The organism is Aquipseudomonas ullengensis, from assembly GCF_014174475.1.
Taxonomy (GTDB): Bacteria; Pseudomonadota; Gammaproteobacteria; order Pseudomonadales; family Pseudomonadaceae; genus Aquipseudomonas; species Aquipseudomonas ullengensis.
In genome coordinates this window covers 989,242-1,009,628 of record NZ_JACJUD010000001.1, presented here as the reverse complement: position 1 = coordinate 1,009,628, position 20,387 = coordinate 989,242, and the positions used below count along the sequence as shown (strand labels likewise).

Below are 20,387 nucleotides of genomic sequence, written 5' to 3'. Positions count from 1 at the left end.
GTTTGAAGGGGCAGCAGAGCAATGCAGCAACTCAATCCTTCCGAAATTAGTGAAATCATCAAGGGACGTATCGAGAATCTCGACGTCTCTTCCCAAGCCCGTAACGAAGGCACAATCGTCAGCGTGTCTGACGGTATCGTGCGCATCTACGGTCTCGCCGACGTTATGTACGGTGAAATGATCGAGTTCCCGGGCGGCGTCTACGGGATGGCGATGAACCTTGAGCGCGACTCCGTCGGTGCCGTGGTTCTGGGTGCCTACCAGTCGCTGGCCGAAGGCATGAGCGCCAAGTGCACCGGCCGCATCCTGGAAGTTCCGGTTGGTCCGGAACTGCTGGGTCGCGTCGTCGACGCACTGGGTAACCCGATCGACGGCAAAGGCCCGCTGAACAACGTCGTCAGCGACGCTGTTGAGAAGGTTGCGCCGGGCGTGATCTGGCGTAAGTCGGTCGACCAGCCGGTACAGACCGGCTACAAGTCGGTCGATGCCATGATCCCGGTAGGCCGTGGCCAGCGCGAGCTGATCATCGGTGACCGTCAGATCGGTAAGACCGCTCTGGCCATCGACGCCATCATCAACCAGAAAGACAGCGGCATCCGTTGCGTCTACGTGGCTATCGGTCAGAAGCAATCGACCATCGCCAACATCGTACGCAAGCTGGAAGAAAACGGCGCCCTGGCCAACACCATCGTGGTGGCTGCGTCCGCTTCCGAATCGGCTGCCCTGCAGTTCATCGCACCGTACGCCGGTTGCACCATGGGCGAATACTTCCGCGACCGCGGTGAAGACGCCCTGATCGTGTACGACGACCTGTCCAAGCAGGCCGTGGCCTACCGCCAGATCTCCCTGCTGCTGCGCCGTCCGCCGGGCCGCGAAGCTTACCCGGGCGACGTGTTCTATCTCCACAGCCGTCTGCTGGAGCGCGCTTCCCGCGTTTCCGAAGAGTACGTCGAGAAGTTCACCAATGGCGCTGTGACTGGCAAAACCGGTTCCCTGACCGCTCTGCCGATCATCGAAACCCAGGCTGGCGACGTTTCCGCGTTCGTTCCGACCAACGTGATTTCGATCACCGACGGTCAGATCTTCCTGGAATCGGCCATGTTCAACTCGGGTCTGCGTCCGGCTGTCAACGCCGGTATCTCGGTATCCCGCGTGGGTGGTGCTGCTCAGACCAAGATCATCAAGAAGCTCTCTGGTGGTATCCGTACCGCTCTGGCTCAGTACCGTGAACTGGCGGCTTTCGCCCAGTTCGCTTCTGACCTGGACGAAGCCACTCGCAAGCAACTTGACCATGGTCAGCGTGTAACCGAGCTGATGAAGCAGAAGCAATACGCGCCGATGTCCATCGCCGAGATGGCTCTGTCGCTGTACGCCGCTGAGCGTGGCTTCTTGGTAGACATCGAAGTCGCCAAGATCATCAGCTTCGAGCAGGCCCTGATCGCCTACTTCAACCGTGAGAACGCCGCACTGATGGCGAAGATCAACGAGAAGGGCGACTTCAATGACGACATCGATGGCCAGCTGAAAGCCGGTATCGAGAAGTTCAAGGCCACCCAAACCTGGTAAGCCGCAGCGGGGATCGCAAGGTCCCCGCTTGCTAACCTGATAGGTGTTACATGGCAGGCGCAAAAGAGATTCGCAGCAAGATTGCGAGCATCAAAAGCACGCAGAAGATCACCAGCGCCATGGAAAAGGTGGCGGTCAGCAAGATGCGCAGAGCACAAATGCGCATGGCTGCTAGCCGTCCCTACGCGGAGAGTATCCGCCAGGTGATTGGTCATCTGGCCAACGCCAACCCGGAATACCGTCATCCGTTCATGAACGAGCGCGAAGTAAAGCGCGCTGGTTATGTCGTGGTGAGTTCGGACCGTGGTCTGTGTGGTGGTCTGAATACCAACCTGTTCAAGGCTTTGGTCAAGGACATGGCGAGCAATCGCGAGCAAGGCGTAGAGGTTGATCTCTGCGTGATTGGCAGCAAGGGTGCGGCGTTCTTCCGCAACTTTGGTGGCAATGTTGTTGCTGCGATCAGCCACCTGGGCGAGGAACCGTCGATCAACGATCTGATCGGTTCGGTCAAGGTGATGCTCGATGCTTACCTCGATGGTCGCATTGATCGTCTGTCCGTGGTCTCGAACAAGTTCATCAATACCATGACGCAAAAGCCGACAGTGGAGCAGCTTGTTCCCCTGGTGGCGACTCCGGATGCTGGTCTCAAGCACCACTGGGATTACCTGTACGAACCCGACGCCAAACAGCTGCTCGACGGCCTGATGGTGCGCTACGTGGAATCGCAGGTGTACCAGGCAGTGGTTGAGAACAACGCAGCTGAACAAGCGGCCCGGATGATCGCGATGAAGAACGCCACCGACAACGCTGGCGATCTGATCAAAGACCTGCAGCTGATTTACAACAAGGCGCGTCAGGCAGCGATCACCCAGGAAATTTCGGAAATCGTCGGCGGCGCTGCCGCGGTTTAAAGAACGGTTCAAATATTCAGAGGAACCAAATGATGAGTAGCGGACGTATCGTTCAAATCATCGGCGCCGTCATCGACGTGGAATTCCCGCGTGATCAGGTGCCGGCAGTCTACGAGGCGCTGAAAGTAACCGGCGCCGAAACCACCCTCGAAGTTCAGCAGCAGCTGGGCGACGGCGTGGTTCGTTCCATTGCCATGGGTTCGACCGAAGGCCTGAAACGCGGCCTGGATGTCACCCGTACCCACAAAGCCATCTCCGTACCGGTCGGTAAAGCGACCCTGGGCCGGATCATGGACGTGCTGGGCAACCCGATCGACGAAGCTGGCCCGATTGGCGAAGAAGAGCAGTGGGAAATCCACCGCCCTGCGCCGTCGTACGCCGAGCAAGCCGGCGGTAACGACCTGCTGGAAACCGGCATCAAGGTTATCGACCTGGTCTGCCCGTTCGCCAAGGGCGGTAAAGTCGGTCTGTTCGGTGGTGCCGGCGTCGGCAAGACCGTGAACATGATGGAACTAATCCGTAACATCGCCATGGAACACAGCGGTTATTCCGTGTTCGCTGGTGTGGGTGAGCGTACTCGTGAGGGTAACGACTTCTACCACGAGATGAAGGACTCCAATGTTCTCGACAAGGTAGCCCTGGTTTACGGTCAGATGAACGAGCCGCCAGGCAACCGTCTGCGCGTTGCGCTGACCGGCCTGACCATGGCCGAGAAGTTCCGCGACGAAGGTCGTGACGTTCTGCTGTTCGTCGACAACATCTACCGCTACACCCTGGCCGGTACCGAAGTATCCGCACTGCTGGGCCGTATGCCTTCCGCAGTGGGTTACCAGCCGACCCTGGCCGAGGAAATGGGCGTTCTGCAAGAGCGCATCACCTCCACCAAGAACGGTTCGATCACCTCGGTACAAGCCGTATACGTACCTGCGGACGACCTGACTGACCCGAGCCCGGCGACTACCTTCGCCCACTTGGACGCCACCGTCGTACTGTCGCGTGACATCGCTTCCCTGGGTATCTACCCGGCCGTGGATCCTCTGGACTCCACCTCCCGCCAGCTCGATCCGCTGGTTGTTGGTGTGGACCACTACGAGACCGCGCGTGGCGTGCAGTACGTTCTGCAGCGTTACAAGGAACTGAAGGACATCATCGCGATCCTCGGCATGGACGAACTGTCCGAATCCGACAAGCAGCTGGTATCCCGTGCTCGTAAGATTCAGCGCTTCCTGTCCCAGCCGTTCTTCGTGGCCGAAGTCTTCACCGGTTCGCCAGGCAAGTACGTTTCCCTGAAGGACACCATCGCTGGTTTCAGCGGCATTCTGAAAGGTGACTACGATCACCTGCCGGAGCAGGCGTTCTACATGGTTGGCAGCATCGAAGAAGCAATCGAGAAAGCCAAGAAACTGTAATCCCCTGTGCGCCCGGCAACGGGCGCTCATGTGAGGCTAGATATGGCTATGACAGTCCATTGCGACATCGTCAGCGCAGAAGCGGAGATATTCTCCGGTCTGGTTGAGATGGTGATTGCGCACGGTAACCTGGGTGATCTTGGTATCGCTCCGGGCCACGCGCCGCTGATCACCGATCTCAAGCCGGGTCCGATCCGCTTGATCAAGCAGGGTGGCGAAGCTGAGGTGTTCTACATCTCCGGCGGTTTCCTCGAAGTGCAGCCGAACATGGTGAAGGTCCTGGCCGACACCGTAACTCGTGCTGACGACATCGACGAAGCAGCTGCTCAGGAAGCCCTCAAGGCTGCTGAGAAAGCGCTGCACGAGCAAGGCGCCGAGTTCGACTACGGTTCCGCTGCCGCTCACCTGGCAGAGGTCGCAGCCCAGCTGCGTACCGTGCAACAGATGCGTAAGAAGTTCTGAGGCTCGTCCTCTAGCTTCAGCGTCAGTGAGTAAAAGGGTAGCCTTGGCTACCCTTTTTCTTTTCCGTCATTTCTTGGGTAATCCACTCCATGTCTCTCGAAATCGTCATTCTCGCCGCTGGCCAAGGCACCCGCATGCGTTCGGCGCTGCCCAAGGTGCTGCACCCGATTGCCGGCAAATCCATGCTCGGTCACGTCATCGATACCGCCCGCGCCCTGGCGCCACTGCGGATCCACGTGGTGATTGGCCATGGCGCCGAACTGGTGCGTGAGCGCCTGGCGGCTGACGATATCAACTTCGTGCTGCAGGCCGAGCAGCTGGGTACCGGCCATGCCGTGGCCCAGGCACTGCCGTTTCTCAGTGCGGACAAGGTGCTGATCCTCTATGGGGATGTACCGTTGACCCGGGTGGAAACCCTGACCCGTCTGCTGCAGCAGGCCACCGAGGCGCAGCTGGGCTTGCTCACGGTCAATCTGGCCGACCCGACCGGCTACGGCCGCATCATTCGCAACGAGGCCGGGGTGGTCCAGGCCATCGTCGAACAGAAGGATGCCAGCGAGGCACAGCGCACGATCCGCGAGGGCAATACCGGCATCCTCGCTGTGCCAGGAAAACGCCTGAGCGACTGGCTGGGCCGTCTGTCCAACAGCAATGCCCAGGGCGAGTACTACCTCACCGACGTGATCGCGATGGCCGTGGCCGACGGCCTGGTGGTCGCCACTGAAACGGCGCTGGATGAAATGGAAGTGCTCGGCGCCAATGACCGCATCCAACTCGCCCAGCTTGAGCGTCACTACCAGCAGCTTGCGGCGCGTGGCCTGATGGCCCAGGGTGTGACCCTGCTCGACCCGGCGCGCTTCGACCTGCGTGGCGAAGTCACGGCCGGCCGCGACGTGCTGATCGACGTCAACGTGATCCTCGAAGGCCAGGTGGTGATCGAGGACGGTGTGCAGATCGGCCCCAACTGCGTGATCAAGAACAGCACCCTGCGTCGTGGCGCCATCGTCAAAGCCAACAGCCACCTGGAAGGCGCCGAGCTGGGCGAGGGCGCCGATTGCGGCCCATTCGCCCGCCTGCGCCCGGGGGCCAAGCTAGGCGCCAAGGCCCACGTCGGCAACTTCGTCGAACTGAAGAACGCGGTACTGGGCGAGGGCGCCAAGGCTGGCCACCTGAGCTACCTGGGCGATGCCGAGATCGGTGCGCGCACTAACATCGGCGCGGGCACCATCACTTGCAACTACGACGGCGCCAACAAGTTCCGCACCGTGATGGGCGAAGACGTGTTCATCGGCTCCAACAGCTCCCTGGTGGCACCGTTGACCCTCGGTGATGGCGCCACCACCGGTGCAGGCTCCACCGTGACCCAAGACGTGCCGGCCAAGGCATTGGCTGTCGGCCGCGCCAAGCAACGCAATATCGAAGGCTGGAAGCGCCCGACCAAGAAGTAAGTCGGGTAGTTATCCACAGCGCAGAAGGCGGCCCAGGCCGCCTTTTTTCTGTTTCGGACTTGACCAAAATCTTTCGTTAGGTTTTGATTCACGCACTTATCTTTCGAATCGAAACTTACGAATGTCCAAGCGCAACACACCGCAACGTCGCCACACCATCCTGGCCATGCTCACCGAGCAGGGCGAGGTCAGTGTCGATCAGTTGGCCAGCGCCTTCGCCACCTCCGAAGTAACCATTCGCAAGGACCTCGCCGCCCTGGAGAAAAACGGCCTGCTGCTGCGCCGCTACGGCGGCGCGGTGCCCATGCCGCAGGAGCTGATCGGCGAGCCGGCGCAGCCGATCTCGAGCCACAAGCAGGCCATCGCCCGCGCCGGGGTTGAACGCATCCGCGAACATGCCCGGGTGATCATCGACAGCGGCACCACCACGGCGGCGATGATCCCGCAGCTCGGCTACAAGCCAGGCCTGGTGGTGATGACCAACTCGCTGAACGTGGCCAACGCCCTGCGCGATATCGAGCATGAACCGGTGCTGCTGATGACCGGCGGCACCTGGGACCCGCACTCGGAATCCTTCCAGGGCCAGGTTGCGGAGCAGGTGCTGCGCTCCTACGATTTCGACCAGCTGTTCATCGGCGCCGATGGCATCGACCTGCAGCGCGGCACCACCACCTTCAACGAACTGCTCGGCCTCTCACGGGTCATGGCCGAGGTGGCGCGCGAAGTCATCGTCATGGTCGAGAGCGACAAGGTCGGCCGCAAGATTCCCAACCTGGAGCTGCCCTGGAGCAGCGTCCATACCCTGATCACCGACGACCGCCTGGATGCCCAGGCGGCCGAACAGATAAAGGCGCGGGGCATCACCCTGATCCTCGCCGCCGTGCAACCTTAGGAGAACAGCCATGTGTGGCATTGTTGGCGCCGTCGCCGAACGCAGCATCACCCCGATCCTGGTCGAAGGCCTCAAGCGCCTGGAGTACCGCGGTTACGACAGCGCCGGCGTTGCGGTCTTCACCCAGAGCGGCCAGTTGCAGCGCTGCCGCCGGGTCGGCAAGGTCGCCGAGCTGGCCCAGGCCCTGGCCGGTGAGCCGCTCAACGGCCACCTGGGCATCGCCCACACCCGCTGGGCCACCCACGGTGCACCGAGCGAGCGCAATGCCCACCCGCACTTCTCCGGGGAAGAGCTGGCCGTGGTGCACAACGGCATCATCGAGAACCACGAAGAACTGCGCAGCCGCCTACAAGGCCTGGGTTACGTGTTCAGCTCCGACACCGACACCGAAACCATCGTCCACCTGCTGCAGCACAAGCTGCAGCAGCTCGGTGACCTGGCCGCCGCACTCAAAGCCGCCATTCCCGAGCTGCACGGCGCTTACGGCCTGGCCGTGATCAGCGCCAAGCAACCGGATCGCATTCTCGCCGCCCGTAGCGGCAGCCCGCTGGTGATCGGCCTCGGCCTGGGCGAGAACTTCCTCGCTTCCGACCAGTTGGCCCTGCGCCAGGTCACTGACCGCTTCATGTACCTAGAAGAGGGCGATATCGCCGAAATCCGCCGCGACAGCGTGCAGATCTGGGACGCCAGCGGCCAGTCGGTGCAGCGCGAGCAGGTGCAATATCACGAAGGCGCCGAGGCTGCCGACAAGGGCGCATATCGCCACTTCATGCTCAAGGAAATCCACGAGCAGCCCAAGGTCGTGCAACGCACCCTGGAAGGCCGCCTGGGTACTGACCACGTGCTGGTCCAGGCCTTCGGTCCGCAAGCCGAGGAACTGTTCGCTAAGGTACGCAACGTACAGATCGTTGCCTGCGGCACCAGCTACCACGCCGGTATGGTCGCCCGTTACTGGCTCGAAGGCCTGGCCGGCATCCCCTGCCAGGTCGAAGTGGCCAGCGAGTTCCGCTACCGCAAAGTGGTGGTGCAGCCGGACACCCTGTTCGTCAGCATCTCCCAGTCCGGCGAAACCGCCGACACCCTGGCCGCCCTGCGCAACGCCAAGGAGCTGGGCTATCTGGCCAGCCTGGCCATCTGCAACGTCGGCATCAGTTCCCTGGTGCGCGAATCTGACCTGACCCTGCTGACCCAGGCCGGCCCGGAAATCGGCGTGGCCTCGACCAAGGCTTTCACCACCCAACTGGTCGGCCTTATGCTGCTGACCCTTTCCCTCGGCCAGGTACGCGGTACCCTCGAAGCCGGCGTGGCCCCCGAACTGGTGGAAGAACTGCGCCGCCTGCCCACTCGCCTCGGCGAAGCCCTGGCCATGGACAAGACCGTGGAGAAGATCGCCGAACTGTTCGCCGAGAAACACCACACCTTGTTCCTCGGCCGCGGCGCGCAATACCCGGTGGCCATGGAAGGCGCGCTCAAGCTCAAGGAAATCTCCTACATCCACGCCGAGGCCTATCCGGCCGGCGAGCTCAAGCACGGCCCGCTGGCTCTGGTCGACAGCGACATGCCAGTGGTCACCGTGGCGCCGAACAACGAGCTGCTGGAAAAGCTCAAATCCAACCTGCAGGAAGTCGCCGCCCGTGGCGGCCAACTGATCGTCTTCGCCGACCAACAAGCCGGCATGAGCAACGGCGCGGGCACCCACGTGGTGAACATGCCGCACATCCACGACGCCCTGGCGCCGATCCTCTACACCCTGCCGCTGCAGCTGCTGTCGTACTACGTGGCGGTGTTCAAGGGCACCGACGTGGATCAGCCGCGTAACTTGGCGAAGTCAGTGACGGTGGAATAATTTGCGAGAGTGAAAATAAAAAAGCGGGCCATTGGCCCGCTTTTTTCTTGGCGCTACGGTAGCGGAGGTGCCTCGTATTCCAGCATCTCAAGGTCCGTCTGTCCCTGGTAGGTCATGCGAAACACATGATCTTCGATCCCCGTGTCGGCGATGCTTTCCAGCAGGCTGTAGCCGCCGAACTCGGGAGTGACCTCGTGCAGCGGTTTGCCGCTGGGGTCGAACATGCGATAGAAGCGTACAGATTTGTCGCCCAGACTCATCACCACTTCTCGCTCACTGTCGACGACCTCCACCATCGGAAATGGCCCGCCCAGTGAGCCACCGAGCTTGTAGGCATAAGTCGCTGAACAAGCGGTTCCGCAACCGGTCAGCAGGAAGGTATTTTCCTCATAGCTTGCCGATGCCGAAAAATAAATCTGTCCCTTTCCCTAATATGCAGTCAACGGAAACATAAAAAAATTAAATTTCTTATTATCACCAGACTTAGACACCCATTCGCCTTTGTAGCCATCGCCGTCTGCTTGTCCGAAAAACTGAGCTCTCTCTTTTTTTGTACCTGATAGATATTCGGTCAACCTCATAACGCCACCTTCAATACAGCCGTCAAATGCAATTTTTTCTGACGAATTTTTGTATTTATACCAGCCGCTAGTTTGGCAAGCCTTCTCTTGAAGGTCGCTAATAAACCACGCAGACTTTGCAATTCTTCCGACATACAAGACTGAATTATATTTGGGTTGCAATGCGCAATTTGAGTAGCAAGCCATCCGAAAAATATCTGGCTCATTGTTCTCCATAAATAAATAAGTGGCCGCGCCGCTTATTTTTTTTGCGGTATATACGGGAATAGTTACTGCCAGAGCTCCTCCCGCGGTGGCCGGCGTAGCTTCTTTTTTTACTTTAACATTCTCTCCAACGGCCTCACCACAGATAGAAGCCGTGGCCAATTCACTAAGGGATGAGCCTGCATGGTCAACTACATGTATAAAATTGCCTCGGCACTCATACCCATACCAAGTAGGTCCTGACTGCATAGATATTTCTAGCGAGAAACTATAAATCCTATCGACAAATATTTTTTCTTTATCATATCCAAACGTCACCCACTGACGGGTTTTAGAAGAAGAAAAATTCTGATTCTCCAATATATACTTATCACCATATCGATACAGCCAGTTTGAGCTAATTGTACCCATGGGCTCAGGAGTTGCAGAAATCTTAGCGCCTGTAGAGACGTTAACTAAAAAGCCATTCTCGTCTAGTATAATTGCACAATCATTGGCTTTATCCTTTCCTGCCATACATGATTTATGTTGTGGGAATAAGGGCTCGGCAGAGACAAGCGCCGATGCACAGATCATGAAAGCAGAAGCAAGAAATTTCAATTCTTTGTCCTCAAAATAAGAGTCTCAAATTTTTCCGCATAAAATTTAAAAACGTTTGCTCTATCAGAACCGTTAATAATTTTACGTGCTGTAAAGTAATTTTTATTGCCTGGAGATAGATGTGCTGCCAATGTGTTGCCGTGCGAAAAAATACCATCCCGCATACCACTCAACATAATTCTGGTCGTGCTCTCTAGATTCAAGGCTAATTCAGGGTCACCCGTAAAATCTATTCCTAGCGCTGTAGAGAACTTTTCGTAGTTTATTTTCCAAGTGATTTGAACCAACCCGCGACCTCTATATTTAAATCCATCTCCTATTCCGGTGTTATGGTTTGCGGTCGCCATTGCGGCCCGACGCCCAGTTGGGCCTGAACCATAGTCAATTTCTGCTTGGGCATAAGAAATTTTTTCGCAGATAGGGCCAAAAAATACTACTCTATTCCAATCATAGGACTCGACTCGTATGGTGGCCAGCATATAAGCCAAATAAACGTCATTACACTCATCGAAATATTCTCTCCATAACTTCATGATCATTTTCAAAAGATTTTTAAGATTTTCTTCTGACTCTTGATTCAATGGATTTTGTAGCGAAACATGGGAGCCTGCTTCAAACCAACCGAATATTTGTTGGTGTTCTTTTTTGTACTCTTCCACAAATGTTTCTATATTTAGCCAGCTGCACTTATATTTAATACAGTTTGCGACCAACCCCACCGTTTGAAAATGCCAGACCTTCCCATCTGTATTAATCCCGTGCTTATCTGCCAGCGCTGCCCACCAGCTTAATTTCGCGATCCGCTGCTTCTCGTTCTCCCAGTCTGGATTTGGTTGTCCAGGAGTGAGTGCCATTAATGGATCAAGCTCATTCCACTTGGAATCCTTCCAAAACCACTCGCTCTCGTAGTGAGTGATAAGCAAGGAGAGTTGTTGGGCGAGCCAGGGTTTGCCGAGAGCGCTTTTTATTTCAAGCGCTGTGAGTTCTTTGTCACGCACACCTGCGTCATTGGGCTGGTCGATGATTTCAAATAAACGTTGAAATATAGGGCCGCGTTCGGCTTCGTCGATTTTTGCGGCGTAGGTGTGAGTTTCTTCTGTTGAGAGGGCGCCTACGGCACTGAGGGTTCCTGCCAACTGGCTGACGATTGGGGTGGTGTCCTCTATCAGGCTGAAGCCGGGCCATTCCCAAGGAGAGTGCTGGGTAACGATGAGGTCGGCTTCAGGTACCCAGCCGGAGATTTCCTGTCCGGCTGCGTTCGCGACGGTCACGTACCACCAACGGGTTTTCTCGGTGTTTGCGTCGATTGCCTTGTGGTCGCTGCTGAGGTCGTTCCAGGAGGCTTTGCTGAGAATGCGTTCGAAGCCGCAAGCTGGGCCATCTGTTGCTTGGCTCAGTGGAAAGCTTTTCCATGCTTCGAGTGCACCGCTGGTACTGGCGCGCTGGCCTTGGGCATTGAGCGAACTGCGTTTAACCCATACCGGGGTGTTCAGCTTCACTCCGATCTTGCGCATTGGGCGTGTGGTGGGAATGTTTCCGCTGGCATAGGGCTGCGGGTCTGTGCCATCGGCTAGATAGGTTTCCATCAGGAAGTCGACCTGATTCGGTATTTCGCTTACATCTATGCCGCGTGCGCTGGCGATGGTGCTTTTTTGGCTGGCATCTAAGGGGTACTGCTTGCTGTTATAGGTGCCTAAGTCGTTCTTGTTGACCTTCAGTACGACGTAGGGCTGCACCTTGGCCCAGCAGCCTTCGGTGGGAGAGTCGGTAACGGTTCGCACGTCACAATCGGCGGCAATCTGGGTATCCGCTGTGGTGGGCTGTCTGATCACTGAATCTTTGTGAATCTTGATCAGGGTTTTCTGTTCGGCGGGCAAGCTTTCCGCCCATGCTTTGCTCTGGTTGATAAAGGTTGGCACGTCATCGCAGCTGAATACTTCTAAATGCAGTACCGGTCTGGGGCGGTCGTCGTCGAAATTCTGGTATTGGCCTATATGACCGATCAGCTCGCCGGCCTTGATTCGTTGAACTGTGGTCAGGGGATAGACATTGTTTTTGGCCAAGTCATTGGGTGAGCACTGTGCTTCCAAGGACTCCAGCCAGACGTAGCCCGGAAGCTTGCCATCGGCACCTACGGTCAGTGGAGGAATGGCGTTTCCGCTGACGATGGCCTCCAGCTTCACGTAATTGCCTTCCCCGCTTACCCGGATCTCGGTGCCGCGAGGTAAAACGGCGAGGACATTACTGCTGGCATTGGCGCTCTCGCGGACATGCAGGCCAATCTGCTCTAGTGCGGGAATGTCCTTGGATTTATCTTCGCTAACTAGGTACTGGTTTTCTGCCAGCTCCTTAGCCTCTAGGACATAAATCCAACCGGTGTTCTCTGCTAGACCTTCCACTGCGGGAGTAGCCCTGATCAACCTACGCCAGTTGTGATTGGGGCTAGCAGCCGCCTCTCCTGTTTCTATCCGGGTACCGCGTGGCAAGGTTGCGAGTTTGTTCTCGTACTTGGCATTGTTCGCTTCGTAGTGCAGGTCCGAGCTATCCACCTTGTGATGTTCCCGCACGTTCAAGCCACGTACCTTGTCGGAAGCGTCTGGTTTGACTTTGCAGAGCCCGGCACCCCAGAAGCCGGGGCGTGGCAAGGTTGGTTGGGCTTGATAGCTCGTCCAATCCAGCAGGTGCATATACAGGCTGTAAAACGTTAGCGCCGGTGCCGTCGCGGGGGCAGTGGTTGTGCTGTCTGCGCTTGTTTCAACGGGTTTTGGTGGTAATTCCAGGCGGTGCTTGACCAGTACAAATCCGGTCGAAAAGGGCCGAGGTACTGCCGCCGTACCCTCTCCGTATGTGGTGGTCGGATAGTGCTCGTCGATGCGATAGGCGATCACTTCGCCATCGGCAATGCAGCGCACCTCAGACTGGTCGAGCACGGCCCCTGTAGCCTCATCGAAATGCACGCCGCCGTGCCAGTTACCGTTTGCCCCCATTGGGTAAAACCCGTCCTTGGACTGAGCGAGAGCGGCGTAGTAAATCTCGGGGTTGGTAATGTCTTTGCTGGCCGCTCCGTCGGCTCCCTTGAGCTTGAAGGGGAATGCCCAGTTGATAGGTGTGTGCTCTGCCATAGTGATTTGACTCGGTTCCGTTCCTTGGTGACGTGCCGCTTGGCCACACGCCTGATCCTGATTAGCTGGAGAAGTTGAGCATTCGCTTGGGCTTTTGCTTAAGGCTGCTCAGGCTGTTCGCCAGGCTTTCATCCAGCAGATTCCCCGCCTTATCCGCATCCGCCGCCCCCGGTAGTACCGGCGGTTTGATTCCAATGCCCGAACCAACACCCGGCGATCCCCCGGCATTGATCTTGACCATCGGCCCGACCAGCGTGACGCCACCCGGGTCGAGCTTGATGAAGCTGCCGCCGGCTTTGAGGGTGATCTCCAGGCCGGCTTCGATGACCATCTTCTGCCCGGCCTTGAGATGGATCTCACGACCGGCCTGGGTCAGTTGGGCGGTGCCGATTTTCACGTGCTGGTTGTTGGCCACGGTCAGGTGGTCGTCGACTTTCACCTCCACCTTGCGATCAAGATGGGTGGTGTGATGTTCCTCGGCTTTCAGCTCGCTGTAGCTGTTGGCCTCCACCGTGTCGTGGCGTTCGTGGCCGATGCGGATCTTCTGGTCGTTTTCGATGTTCTCGTCCCAGTCTTTCTGGGCGTGGATATAGATCTGTTCGGCGCCTTTTCTGTCCTCGATGCGCAGCTCGTTGTAGCCGCCACCGCCGGGTGAGCTGAGGGTCTTGAATACGCTGCGGGTCTTGTTGGCCGGCAGGTCGTAGGGGACGACGTGTTCCTTGTGGTATAGGCAGCCGGTGACCAGCGGCTGGTCCGGATCGCCTTCGAGGAAGGTGACCAGCACTTCCATGCCGACCCGTGGGATGGCGATGCCGCCGTAGCGGTCGCCGGCCCAGCTGGAGGCGACGCGCAGCCAGCAACTGCTCTTGTCGTCGCCCTGGCCGTGGCGGTCCCAGTGGAACTGCACCTTGATCCGGCCGTACGGGTCGCAGTGGATCTCCTCGCCCTTGGGCCCGGTGACCACGGCGCTCTGGCTGCCCAGCACCTGGGGTTTCGGGTGGCGCAGGGCGGGGCGGTAGAGGTTGGCCCAGGGGCTGGCGCTGAAGCGGTTGCGGTAGCCCTGGTGGAAGTTGTCCGAGCTGTCTGAGGCATCCTCACCCCCGGCTTCTCTGCCAATGTGGAAGCTGGTGATCGACTCCTCCAGCACCTGCGGTTGTTTGCCTTCGTGGATCACCTCGTGCAGCAGCCACAGGTCGTTCCACTCGTGCTGTGGGTGATCGGAGATTTCCAGCAGGTGGCCGCTGAGTAGTTTGGGCTGGTCGCTGCGGCCCTCGGCCAATTGGTAGTCGGCGCGGTGGCGTTCCAGGTTGCGTTGCGCCAGATGCTTGCCCCGGCTGCGCTCGGTGAAGCGGCCGGGGTAGTCGTAGTCTTCCAGGTCGGGCTGGAATTTGCTGTCGACGGCCGCTTCGAGGAGCAGGCGTGGCTGCTCGAAGTCGTAGTCGCGGCGGCTGACTCGACTGGTGCGGGTGGCCAGGCGCAGGTTGAGGCGCTTGATCACCGGTTCATCGGCGACCAGGCCGCTGTCCGGCACATAGGCGGTGGGCTGGCCCAGGCGCGGGAAGCTGGTCTGGTCATCGCCGAACACCAGCAGATGGCCGCTGGCTGAGTGCTCGAAGTGGTAGTGGATGCCTTCCTCTTCGCACAGGCGCTGGACGAAGTGCAGGTCGCTCTCGTCGTATTGCACGCAGTACTCGCGCGGCGGATAGACAGTCGGGCCGAGCTGGAAGCGGTAGCCATTGCCGAGGATGCCGTGCTCTTCCAGGAGCGTGGCGATGATCTGTGGCACGGTCAGGTGCTGGAAGATGCGCTGGTTGCTGCGCTGCGCCAGCCACGCCAGTTTCGGCTGCAGGCACAGGTGATAGCGGGTCAGGCGCTTGCCAGATTCGCCTTGCGCCGCCTCCAGTACCAGGCCGTGAATGCCGCGCCCATCCGGGCTGAAGGCGAGAAAGGCTGGTTGTCCGAGGCAGGCCTGCAGGTCGAGATCCGGGCGTTCGCTGACCAGCTCCACCTCGAAGCGATAGGGCTGATTGAGCGCCTCACGGCCCTGGAATTCGAGCACCTGAAGGCTGTGTGGCTGGCCGTCGAGCGTCAGGCTGAAGTGGGTCTGGTTGGCAGGGTTGAACATGATGACGTCCTTGTCAGGTAGCGGGCCGGCGCAGCCAGCGGGGCAGTCGGGAAGTCGGCTGGCGGGCGGCACGGAAGGCCTGCAACAACGACGGCAGGCTGCTGCGCTGCGTCGGATCGAAGGCCAGTGCGGCGCGCAGTGCCGGCCACAGCGGGCGAGGCAGATCCGCCGGGGCGTTCAGAGGCAGCTCCATGGCTTTGGCCTGCTTGGCGCTCTGGCGCCGAAACGGGTGCTGGCCGCTGCACAGTTCGTAGATCACGCAGGCCACCGAATAGACATCGGCGGCAGCGCTGAGGGATGCGCCATCGAGCAGCTCGGGGGCGGCGTAGCGCGGCGTCCAGGCGGCGAAGCGCTGGCGTGACAGGCGTGGCAGGCCGGTGAGGAAGCCGTCCAGGGCCTGGCCCAGGCCGAAGTCGAACAGGCGCAGTTCGCTATCGCCGAGCATCAGGTTGCTCGGTTTCAGGTCGCCATGCAGCACGCCGTGGCTGTGTGCATGCTGCAGTGCTTCGAGCAGGTTCAGGCTGACCGTATGCGCCTCGGCCCAGGGCAGGCCGCTGGGGTATTGCAGCAGTAGGCTGTCGAGGGTGCAGCCCTTGAGCAGCTCCATGGTGATGAAGGCGCGCTGGCTGGCCGGGTCGATTTCGAAGCTGTACAGGCGCACCAGGTTGCGCTGGCTGAGCCGCGCGGTGAGGGCGAATTCGCTGTAGAGCAGGGCGCTGGCATCCGGGTAGCTGGCGAAGTCTTCGCTGAGGGTTTTCAGCGCCACGTAGGGCTGCGGATCACCGAACTGCTCACGCAGCAGGTCGCGGGCGCGATACACCGCGCCCATGCCGCCGACACCGAGCAGGCGCTCGATGCGGTAGCGCCCGCACAGCACGTCCGGCAAGTCCTTGGGCAATGGGCGCGGGGCCCGGGCTGGCGCGCTGCCGGCCATCAGGGTCAGGTCTGGGCTGAGCACAGGGTTCATCGGTTGATCACCACGGCACTCAGGTTGTCCCGCGCGGGGCCGTCCAGGACCAGCTCGAACAGGCGCTGCAAGGCCAGGCCGGCACTGGGGCGGATCAGCGCTGCGCTGAGCTGGTCGTGGCTGAGTTCCTGGTAGAGGCCGTCGCTGCACAGCAGGAATACATCGCCGGGCAGGCTCTCCAGTTCGAGGATGTCCAGCTGCAGTTCCTCGGCCGCGCCGATGGCGCGGGTCAGGGCGTGGGCCGCCGGTTGGCGGGCAGCCTCTTCGGCGCTCATGCCACGCTCGTCGATCAATTGCTGCAGCAGCGAATGGTCGCGTGTCAGCTGGTACAACTGGCGTCCGCGCAGCAGGTAGCAACGGCTGTCGCCGGCCCATACGCAGGCCACTCGACTGCCTTCGGCGAGCAGGGCAACGACGGTGCTGCCGACCAGCATTTCGGGGTTCTCGCTGGTCACCGTGAGCCCCAGGCTGAGGTGCCGGTTGAGGCGGTGCAGACACTGCCTCAACTGCTCCAGGCGTTGGTTGAAGTCGCAGTCTTCGCTCAGCTCGGCGAGGCTCTCGACGATCAGGCGGCTGGCCAGGTCGCCGTTCTGGTGGCCGCCCATGCCGTCGGCGACCACCCACAGGCCGCGCTCTGGTTGATCGAGAAAGGCATCTTCATTGCGCGCGCGCACCTTGCCGGTGTCGGTGCGCGCGGCGCTGTGCCAGAGCAGGTTGCTGATCTGCATCAGAGCGTGGCCGGCAGCTTGAAGTCGCGCAGCTGGGCGACGTCGAAGGGGTTCGGCGAGCGTTGGCTGTGCAGCAGGTACTTGGCCTGCAGGCCCTGCAGGTTGGCCTTGAGCAGCAGCACGTCGCGGCCGCTGTGGTGCTCCACCTGCATCTGGTCGAGCAGGCGGAACAGCGACCAGGGCCCGCTGTTTTTCTCGATACCGACGCGCCGTCCGCCTTGTTCCTCGAGCACCAGGCTGCTGCGATCGCCGTCTGCTTCGGCCGGCCAGCGGAAGGCGGTGGCGATGATCGGCCCGTGACGGTACTCCAGCTGCTGGCCGCCGAACTGGAAGTCGGCGCGGTTGAGGCTGTAGTCGAGGGCGAAGGGTTCCAGCTTGAACAGCACCAGGGGCTCGGCCGGGTTTTCGGCGAAGAAGCTGCGGCGAATGCTCTGGGTCTGGTTGATCTGCTTGAGGAAGACCGATGACAGCGGCAACCCCTGGCCATCCAAACGCCGCAGCTGGTACTCGCCATCGCTGTCGCTGACAAAGGCCTTGAGGTAGCGATCGACGAAGGCATCGGCGACGCCATCGGCCTTGAAGAACTCGCGGAAGTCGGCAATCGCCACGTCGCTGTCGCTTTTGGCGCTGAACGGATAGCGCTTGAGCAGAGAGGCCTTGTAGAAGGCATACAGCTCGTTGCGGTAGCGCTTGTTCAGGTAGCCATAGGCGTCGGCGAGGACCAGCTGCCAGCTGTCGTCGGCGATCAGGCTCAGCCAGTTGCCCACCGGTTGCGGCAGGCGTGCGGCATTGCTGCGGACCTGGTTGATGGCATCCGGCTGGCCGCTCATGCGTGACTGGGCCATTTCGAAGGCGGCTTGTTCCGGGGAGCTGGCGTGGGCCTGGCTGCTCAGTTGCAGGCGCAGGGCGTCGAGTGCCTGCAGGGTGGCGGCCAGTTCCGGGCCGGCGCCGCTGTTGCTGTCGAGCAGCCGGTGCAGGGGTTCGAAGCGCCGTTGCAGGGCTTTGCGCGCGGTATCCGGCAGGCTCTTGGCGATGGCGCCGAGGCCCTGTTCGGCCGCAGCGGCGGCCAGTTTGGCCTTCTTGCCCAGCTTGGCCTGGGCGGCCAGCTCGTCGACCTGGTCGGCGGCTGCCGGCAAGTCGAAGCGGGTGTTTTCGCGCACTTCCACGAGGATCTGCAGCAGCGGCGAATTGGCGGCGGTCAGCGCGCTCAACTGGAGAATGCCCTGGGCGCTGTTGCCGATCGGTTCCAGGCCGAGCTGGGCGATGGCTTCGCCCCAGTAGTTGGCGTAGTCGCGGAAGTACAGCTGCTCCAGCTCCACCAGCAGGCGGCTGAGGTCGTTGTCGCTGAGGCTGCTGCCTTCGCCGAGTACCCAGTTGTCGCGCAGGATGTCGCGCACCAGGCTGACGCCCTGGGCCACGAAGTACTGCTGGTAACCCTTCTGCGTATACAGCCCGGGAATCGCGTAGTCGCTGCCGAGGAACAGCGTGGCCTGGTTGCCCAGCTGCTGAGCCAGGCTGTATTCGGGCAGGCTACGGGCCTGGTCGCGCAACATGCGGTAAACCACGTTGGCCAGCGACTCGCTGCGCAGGATCTGCCGCGCCTCGGCCACCAGCCGCTCATTCACCGGGTAGGCACTGAACGGCCCGGCCAGCAGGCGCTGGAAGTGCTGACCCAGGCCGCTTTGCGTGGCGTTGTCACCGGCGTAGCGCAGCGACCAGTCGGCGGCCAGCCATTCCTGCAGGAAGGCCGGCTCGCGGCGCTCCTCCAGGTTGAGCATCAGGTAGGCACGCAGGCTGCCCAGCAGCAGTTCGCGGTCGTCACGGTTGGCGCGGATCTGTCCTTCCAGCTGGCGCGCAACGCGCGGCAGCAGCTCGGCTTCCAGCTGACGCCGATAGGCCTGTTGCAACTGTGGATCGACCTTCGGGCCCTGGTACAGGCCGCCGCGTTCGAGCAGGGCCGCGTCGCTGCTGGCGGGGAACACCTGGGTCGCCGCGTAGCTGCTATCGAGCAGCGCCAGCGCCTGTTGGACGTCGTCTGCCGGCTTGAGGGTTTCGCCCTGGCGGGTCAGTTGCTGGGCCAGTTCGCGCAGTTGTTCCAGGCGACCGTGGTTGGCCGAATAGCTGTTGCCCCAGAGCAGGCCGCACAGCACCAGGCAGGCGGCTGCACCGGCATACAGGGCGCGCTGGCGCCAGTCGATGCGGCGTACTTCCTTGTCGTCCAGGCCGGCCAGATCCGCCTCGGGGAAGATCACCCGGCTGAGCAGCTGGTGGATAAACCGCGCGCGGCCGCTGCGGTAGGTTGGCAGGCTGCTGCCGGCCAGGCCGAGGTTGCGCCCGATGCCGGTGGTGCTGGGGTCGAGGGGATCATGCAGCTGCGGTGCGCTGGTCAGGTAAAAACCGCGCAGCTGGCTGCTGCGCTGGTAGCGGTTGCCGCTGAAGGCCAGTTCGACGAACAGGCACAGGCGCTCGCCGAGCTGGCCGAGCTGGTGTGGGAAGTCGAGGATGCGCCCGCGGCGCTGGGTGTCGCGCTCCTGGTGCATGCGCAGGATCACCTGGCTGTTGAGGCGGCGCAGCAGTTCCTCGAACTCCTGGCGTACCACCGCGACGTCGGTGGCGTTCTGTTCCTTGCGGAAGCTGGCGCCGAGCACCTGATCGCTTTCCTCGCGGCTCAGCTGGTCGAAGAACTCATCGAAGCCGAGCACCTTGTCGGCCTTGCTCAGCACCAAATACACCGGCACCTCGACACGCAGCTCGACGTGGATCTCGTGCAGGCGCTGGCGCACCTGGCGGGCCAGGTTCTCCAGCTCCAGCTCGCTGTGGTACTGCAGGCTGTCTACGGGAATGTTCACCAGCACGCCGTTGAGCGGGCGCGAACGGCGTTTGCGCAGCAGGTTGAGCAGGGTGTGCCAGGCGCGGCTGTCGACGGCCACGTCGGGCTGGGTCAGGTAGCGGCCGCTGGCGTCGAGCAGCACCGCGTGGTCGGCGAAATGCCAGTTGCAGTAGCGGGTGCCGCCAACATCCTTGGTCAGGCGCTGGGCATCGCCCTTGCTCAAGGGGAAGTCCAGGCCGGAGAAGTCCAACAGGCTGGTCTTGCCGCTGCCCTGCGGGCCGAGCAGCAGGTACCAGGGCAGTTCGTTGCGCCATTTGCCGCTGCGCCCGCGGTACAGGCTGGCGCTTTTCAGGGTATGCAGCGCCTGCTTGAAGCGGCTGCGCAACTCGACCTGCTCCTCGCTGATCAGGCCTTCGCGGCGCAGGCGTTCCTGGGCATCGGCGTCATCGGCGTCCTGCTTCTTGCGCACGTTGGCGCGCCAGCTGACGAAGACGATGAACAGGCCCCAGGCCAGGAACAACCCGCTGATGCTGAGCAGACGGCTGCTGGCCGAGGCCCAGAACTTGTTGTCGGCGACTGCCAGCAGCGGCCCGACGAACCACACCAGCAGCGCCAGGACCAGCACCAGGCACAGGCTCCAGACCCACGTCTGGCGCAGGAAGGCGGCGGTTTTACGGAGAAATTCCTTCATCTCAA

The 20,387-nt window shown here is 60.7% G+C and carries 14 protein-coding genes; 7 read left to right on the top strand and 7 right to left on the bottom strand.

All coding sequences use genetic code 11. The features are described from left to right. Positions 1 to 21 precede the first annotated feature (21 nt). The 7 genes from atpA to glmS all read left to right on the top strand — a co-directional run bounded on the left by atpA (position 22) and on the right by glmS (position 8,534). The gene (atpA, locus tag H3H51_RS04510) at positions 22 to 1,566 is read left to right on the top strand and encodes a F0F1 ATP synthase subunit alpha (RefSeq protein ID WP_183087809.1); all 1,545 of its coding nucleotides are present in this window, start codon (positions 22 to 24) and stop codon (positions 1,564 to 1,566) included. 50 nt (positions 1,567 to 1,616) lie between these two features. Beyond that, on the top strand, positions 1,617 to 2,477 hold the full coding sequence (gene atpG, locus H3H51_RS04505; protein ID WP_183087808.1) for a F0F1 ATP synthase subunit gamma: 861 nt from the start codon (positions 1,617 to 1,619) through the stop codon (positions 2,475 to 2,477). A 32-nt stretch (positions 2,478 to 2,509) separates the two neighbouring features. Continuing rightward, positions 2,510 to 3,886: a F0F1 ATP synthase subunit beta gene (atpD, locus tag H3H51_RS04500; protein WP_183087807.1), complete on the top strand. Its 1,377-nt coding sequence runs from the start codon at positions 2,510 to 2,512 to the stop codon at positions 3,884 to 3,886. Between the two features lie 42 nt (positions 3,887 to 3,928). Beyond that, complete coding sequence (locus H3H51_RS04495; protein ID WP_183087806.1) at positions 3,929 to 4,348, top strand: F0F1 ATP synthase subunit epsilon; 420 nt, start codon at positions 3,929 to 3,931, stop codon at positions 4,346 to 4,348. An 89-nt stretch (positions 4,349 to 4,437) separates the two neighbouring features. Beyond that, entirely contained in the window at positions 4,438 to 5,796 is a 1,359-nt protein-coding gene (gene glmU / locus H3H51_RS04490) for a bifunctional UDP-N-acetylglucosamine diphosphorylase/glucosamine-1-phosphate N-acetyltransferase GlmU (protein WP_183087805.1), read from the top strand. 121 nt (positions 5,797 to 5,917) lie between these two features. Then, positions 5,918 to 6,688, top strand: a complete 771-nt coding sequence (locus H3H51_RS04485; protein ID WP_183087804.1) for a DeoR/GlpR family DNA-binding transcription regulator — start codon at positions 5,918 to 5,920, stop codon at positions 6,686 to 6,688. A gap of 10 nt (positions 6,689 to 6,698) precedes the next feature. Continuing rightward, positions 6,699 to 8,534 carry a glutamine--fructose-6-phosphate transaminase (isomerizing) gene (gene glmS, locus H3H51_RS04480; RefSeq protein ID WP_183087803.1) on the top strand — a complete coding sequence of 612 codons (1,836 nt, stop codon included), beginning with the start codon at positions 6,699 to 6,701 and terminating at the stop codon, positions 8,532 to 8,534. Between the two features lie 53 nt (positions 8,535 to 8,587). On the opposite strand, the gene H3H51_RS04475 is transcribed toward glmS, so the two are convergent. The 7 genes from H3H51_RS04475 to tssM form a co-directional block, all read right to left on the bottom strand. Beyond that, entirely contained in the window at positions 8,588 to 8,794 is a 207-nt protein-coding gene (locus H3H51_RS04475) for a hypothetical protein (RefSeq protein ID WP_183087802.1), read from the bottom strand. Between the two features lie 168 nt (positions 8,795 to 8,962). Then, positions 8,963 to 9,919 (bottom strand): hypothetical protein, encoded by a 957-nt coding sequence (locus H3H51_RS04470; protein WP_183087801.1) that lies wholly within the window; start codon positions 9,917 to 9,919, stop codon positions 8,963 to 8,965. Beyond that, positions 9,916 to 13,041 (bottom strand): hypothetical protein, encoded by a 3,126-nt coding sequence (locus tag H3H51_RS04465; protein ID WP_183087800.1) that lies wholly within the window; start codon positions 13,039 to 13,041, stop codon positions 9,916 to 9,918. The genes H3H51_RS04470 and H3H51_RS04465 overlap by 4 nt, the downstream gene beginning before the upstream one ends. A 61-nt stretch (positions 13,042 to 13,102) precedes the next feature. Next, a complete protein-coding gene (gene tssI / locus H3H51_RS04460) occupies positions 13,103 to 15,166 on the bottom strand; it encodes a type VI secretion system Vgr family protein (RefSeq protein WP_183087799.1) in 2,064 nt (687 codons plus the stop codon). A gap of 13 nt (positions 15,167 to 15,179) precedes the next feature. Continuing rightward, positions 15,180 to 16,133: a serine/threonine-protein kinase gene (locus tag H3H51_RS04455; RefSeq protein ID WP_183087798.1), complete on the bottom strand. Its 954-nt coding sequence runs from the start codon at positions 16,131 to 16,133 to the stop codon at positions 15,180 to 15,182. Continuing rightward, positions 16,130 to 16,861, bottom strand: coding sequence for a PP2C family protein-serine/threonine phosphatase (locus tag H3H51_RS04450; protein ID WP_183087797.1), 732 nt, complete (start codon positions 16,859 to 16,861; stop codon positions 16,130 to 16,132). Before H3H51_RS04450 ends, H3H51_RS04455 begins: the two co-directional genes overlap by 4 nt. After that, the gene (tssM, locus tag H3H51_RS04445) at positions 16,861 to 20,382 is read right to left on the bottom strand and encodes a type VI secretion system membrane subunit TssM (RefSeq protein WP_183087796.1); all 3,522 of its coding nucleotides are present in this window, start codon (positions 20,380 to 20,382) and stop codon (positions 16,861 to 16,863) included. The genes H3H51_RS04450 and tssM overlap by 1 nt, the downstream gene beginning before the upstream one ends. Between the last annotated feature and the right edge of the window lie 5 nt (positions 20,383 to 20,387).

Excerpts from the sequence above, each read along its gene's own strand:
- H3H51_RS04465 (WP_183087800.1), bottom strand. The coding sequence starts at position 13,041 with ATGGCAGAGCACACACCTATCAACTGGGCATTCCCCTTCAAGCTCAAG.
- H3H51_RS04495 (WP_183087806.1), top strand. The coding sequence starts at position 3,929 with ATGGCTATGACAGTCCATTGCGACATCGTCAGCGCAGAAGCGGAGATA.
- glmU (WP_183087805.1), top strand. The coding sequence starts at position 4,438 with ATGTCTCTCGAAATCGTCATTCTCGCCGCTGGCCAAGGCACCCGCATG.
- atpD (WP_183087807.1), top strand. The coding sequence starts at position 2,510 with ATGAGTAGCGGACGTATCGTTCAAATCATCGGCGCCGTCATCGACGTG.
- H3H51_RS04455 (WP_183087798.1), bottom strand. The coding sequence starts at position 16,133 with ATGAACCCTGTGCTCAGCCCAGACCTGACCCTGATGGCCGGCAGCGCG.
- tssM (WP_183087796.1), bottom strand. The coding sequence starts at position 20,382 with ATGAAGGAATTTCTCCGTAAAACCGCCGCCTTCCTGCGCCAGACGTGG.
- H3H51_RS04485 (WP_183087804.1), top strand. The coding sequence starts at position 5,918 with ATGTCCAAGCGCAACACACCGCAACGTCGCCACACCATCCTGGCCATG.
- atpG (WP_183087808.1), top strand. The coding sequence starts at position 1,617 with ATGGCAGGCGCAAAAGAGATTCGCAGCAAGATTGCGAGCATCAAAAGC.
- glmS (WP_183087803.1), top strand. The coding sequence starts at position 6,699 with ATGTGTGGCATTGTTGGCGCCGTCGCCGAACGCAGCATCACCCCGATC.
- H3H51_RS04450 (WP_183087797.1), bottom strand. The coding sequence starts at position 16,861 with ATGCAGATCAGCAACCTGCTCTGGCACAGCGCCGCGCGCACCGACACC.
- atpA (WP_183087809.1), top strand. The coding sequence starts at position 22 with ATGCAGCAACTCAATCCTTCCGAAATTAGTGAAATCATCAAGGGACGT.
- tssI (WP_183087799.1), bottom strand. The coding sequence starts at position 15,166 with ATGTTCAACCCTGCCAACCAGACCCACTTCAGCCTGACGCTCGACGGC.
- H3H51_RS04475 (WP_183087802.1), bottom strand. The coding sequence starts at position 8,794 with ATGAGTCTGGGCGACAAATCTGTACGCTTCTATCGCATGTTCGACCCC.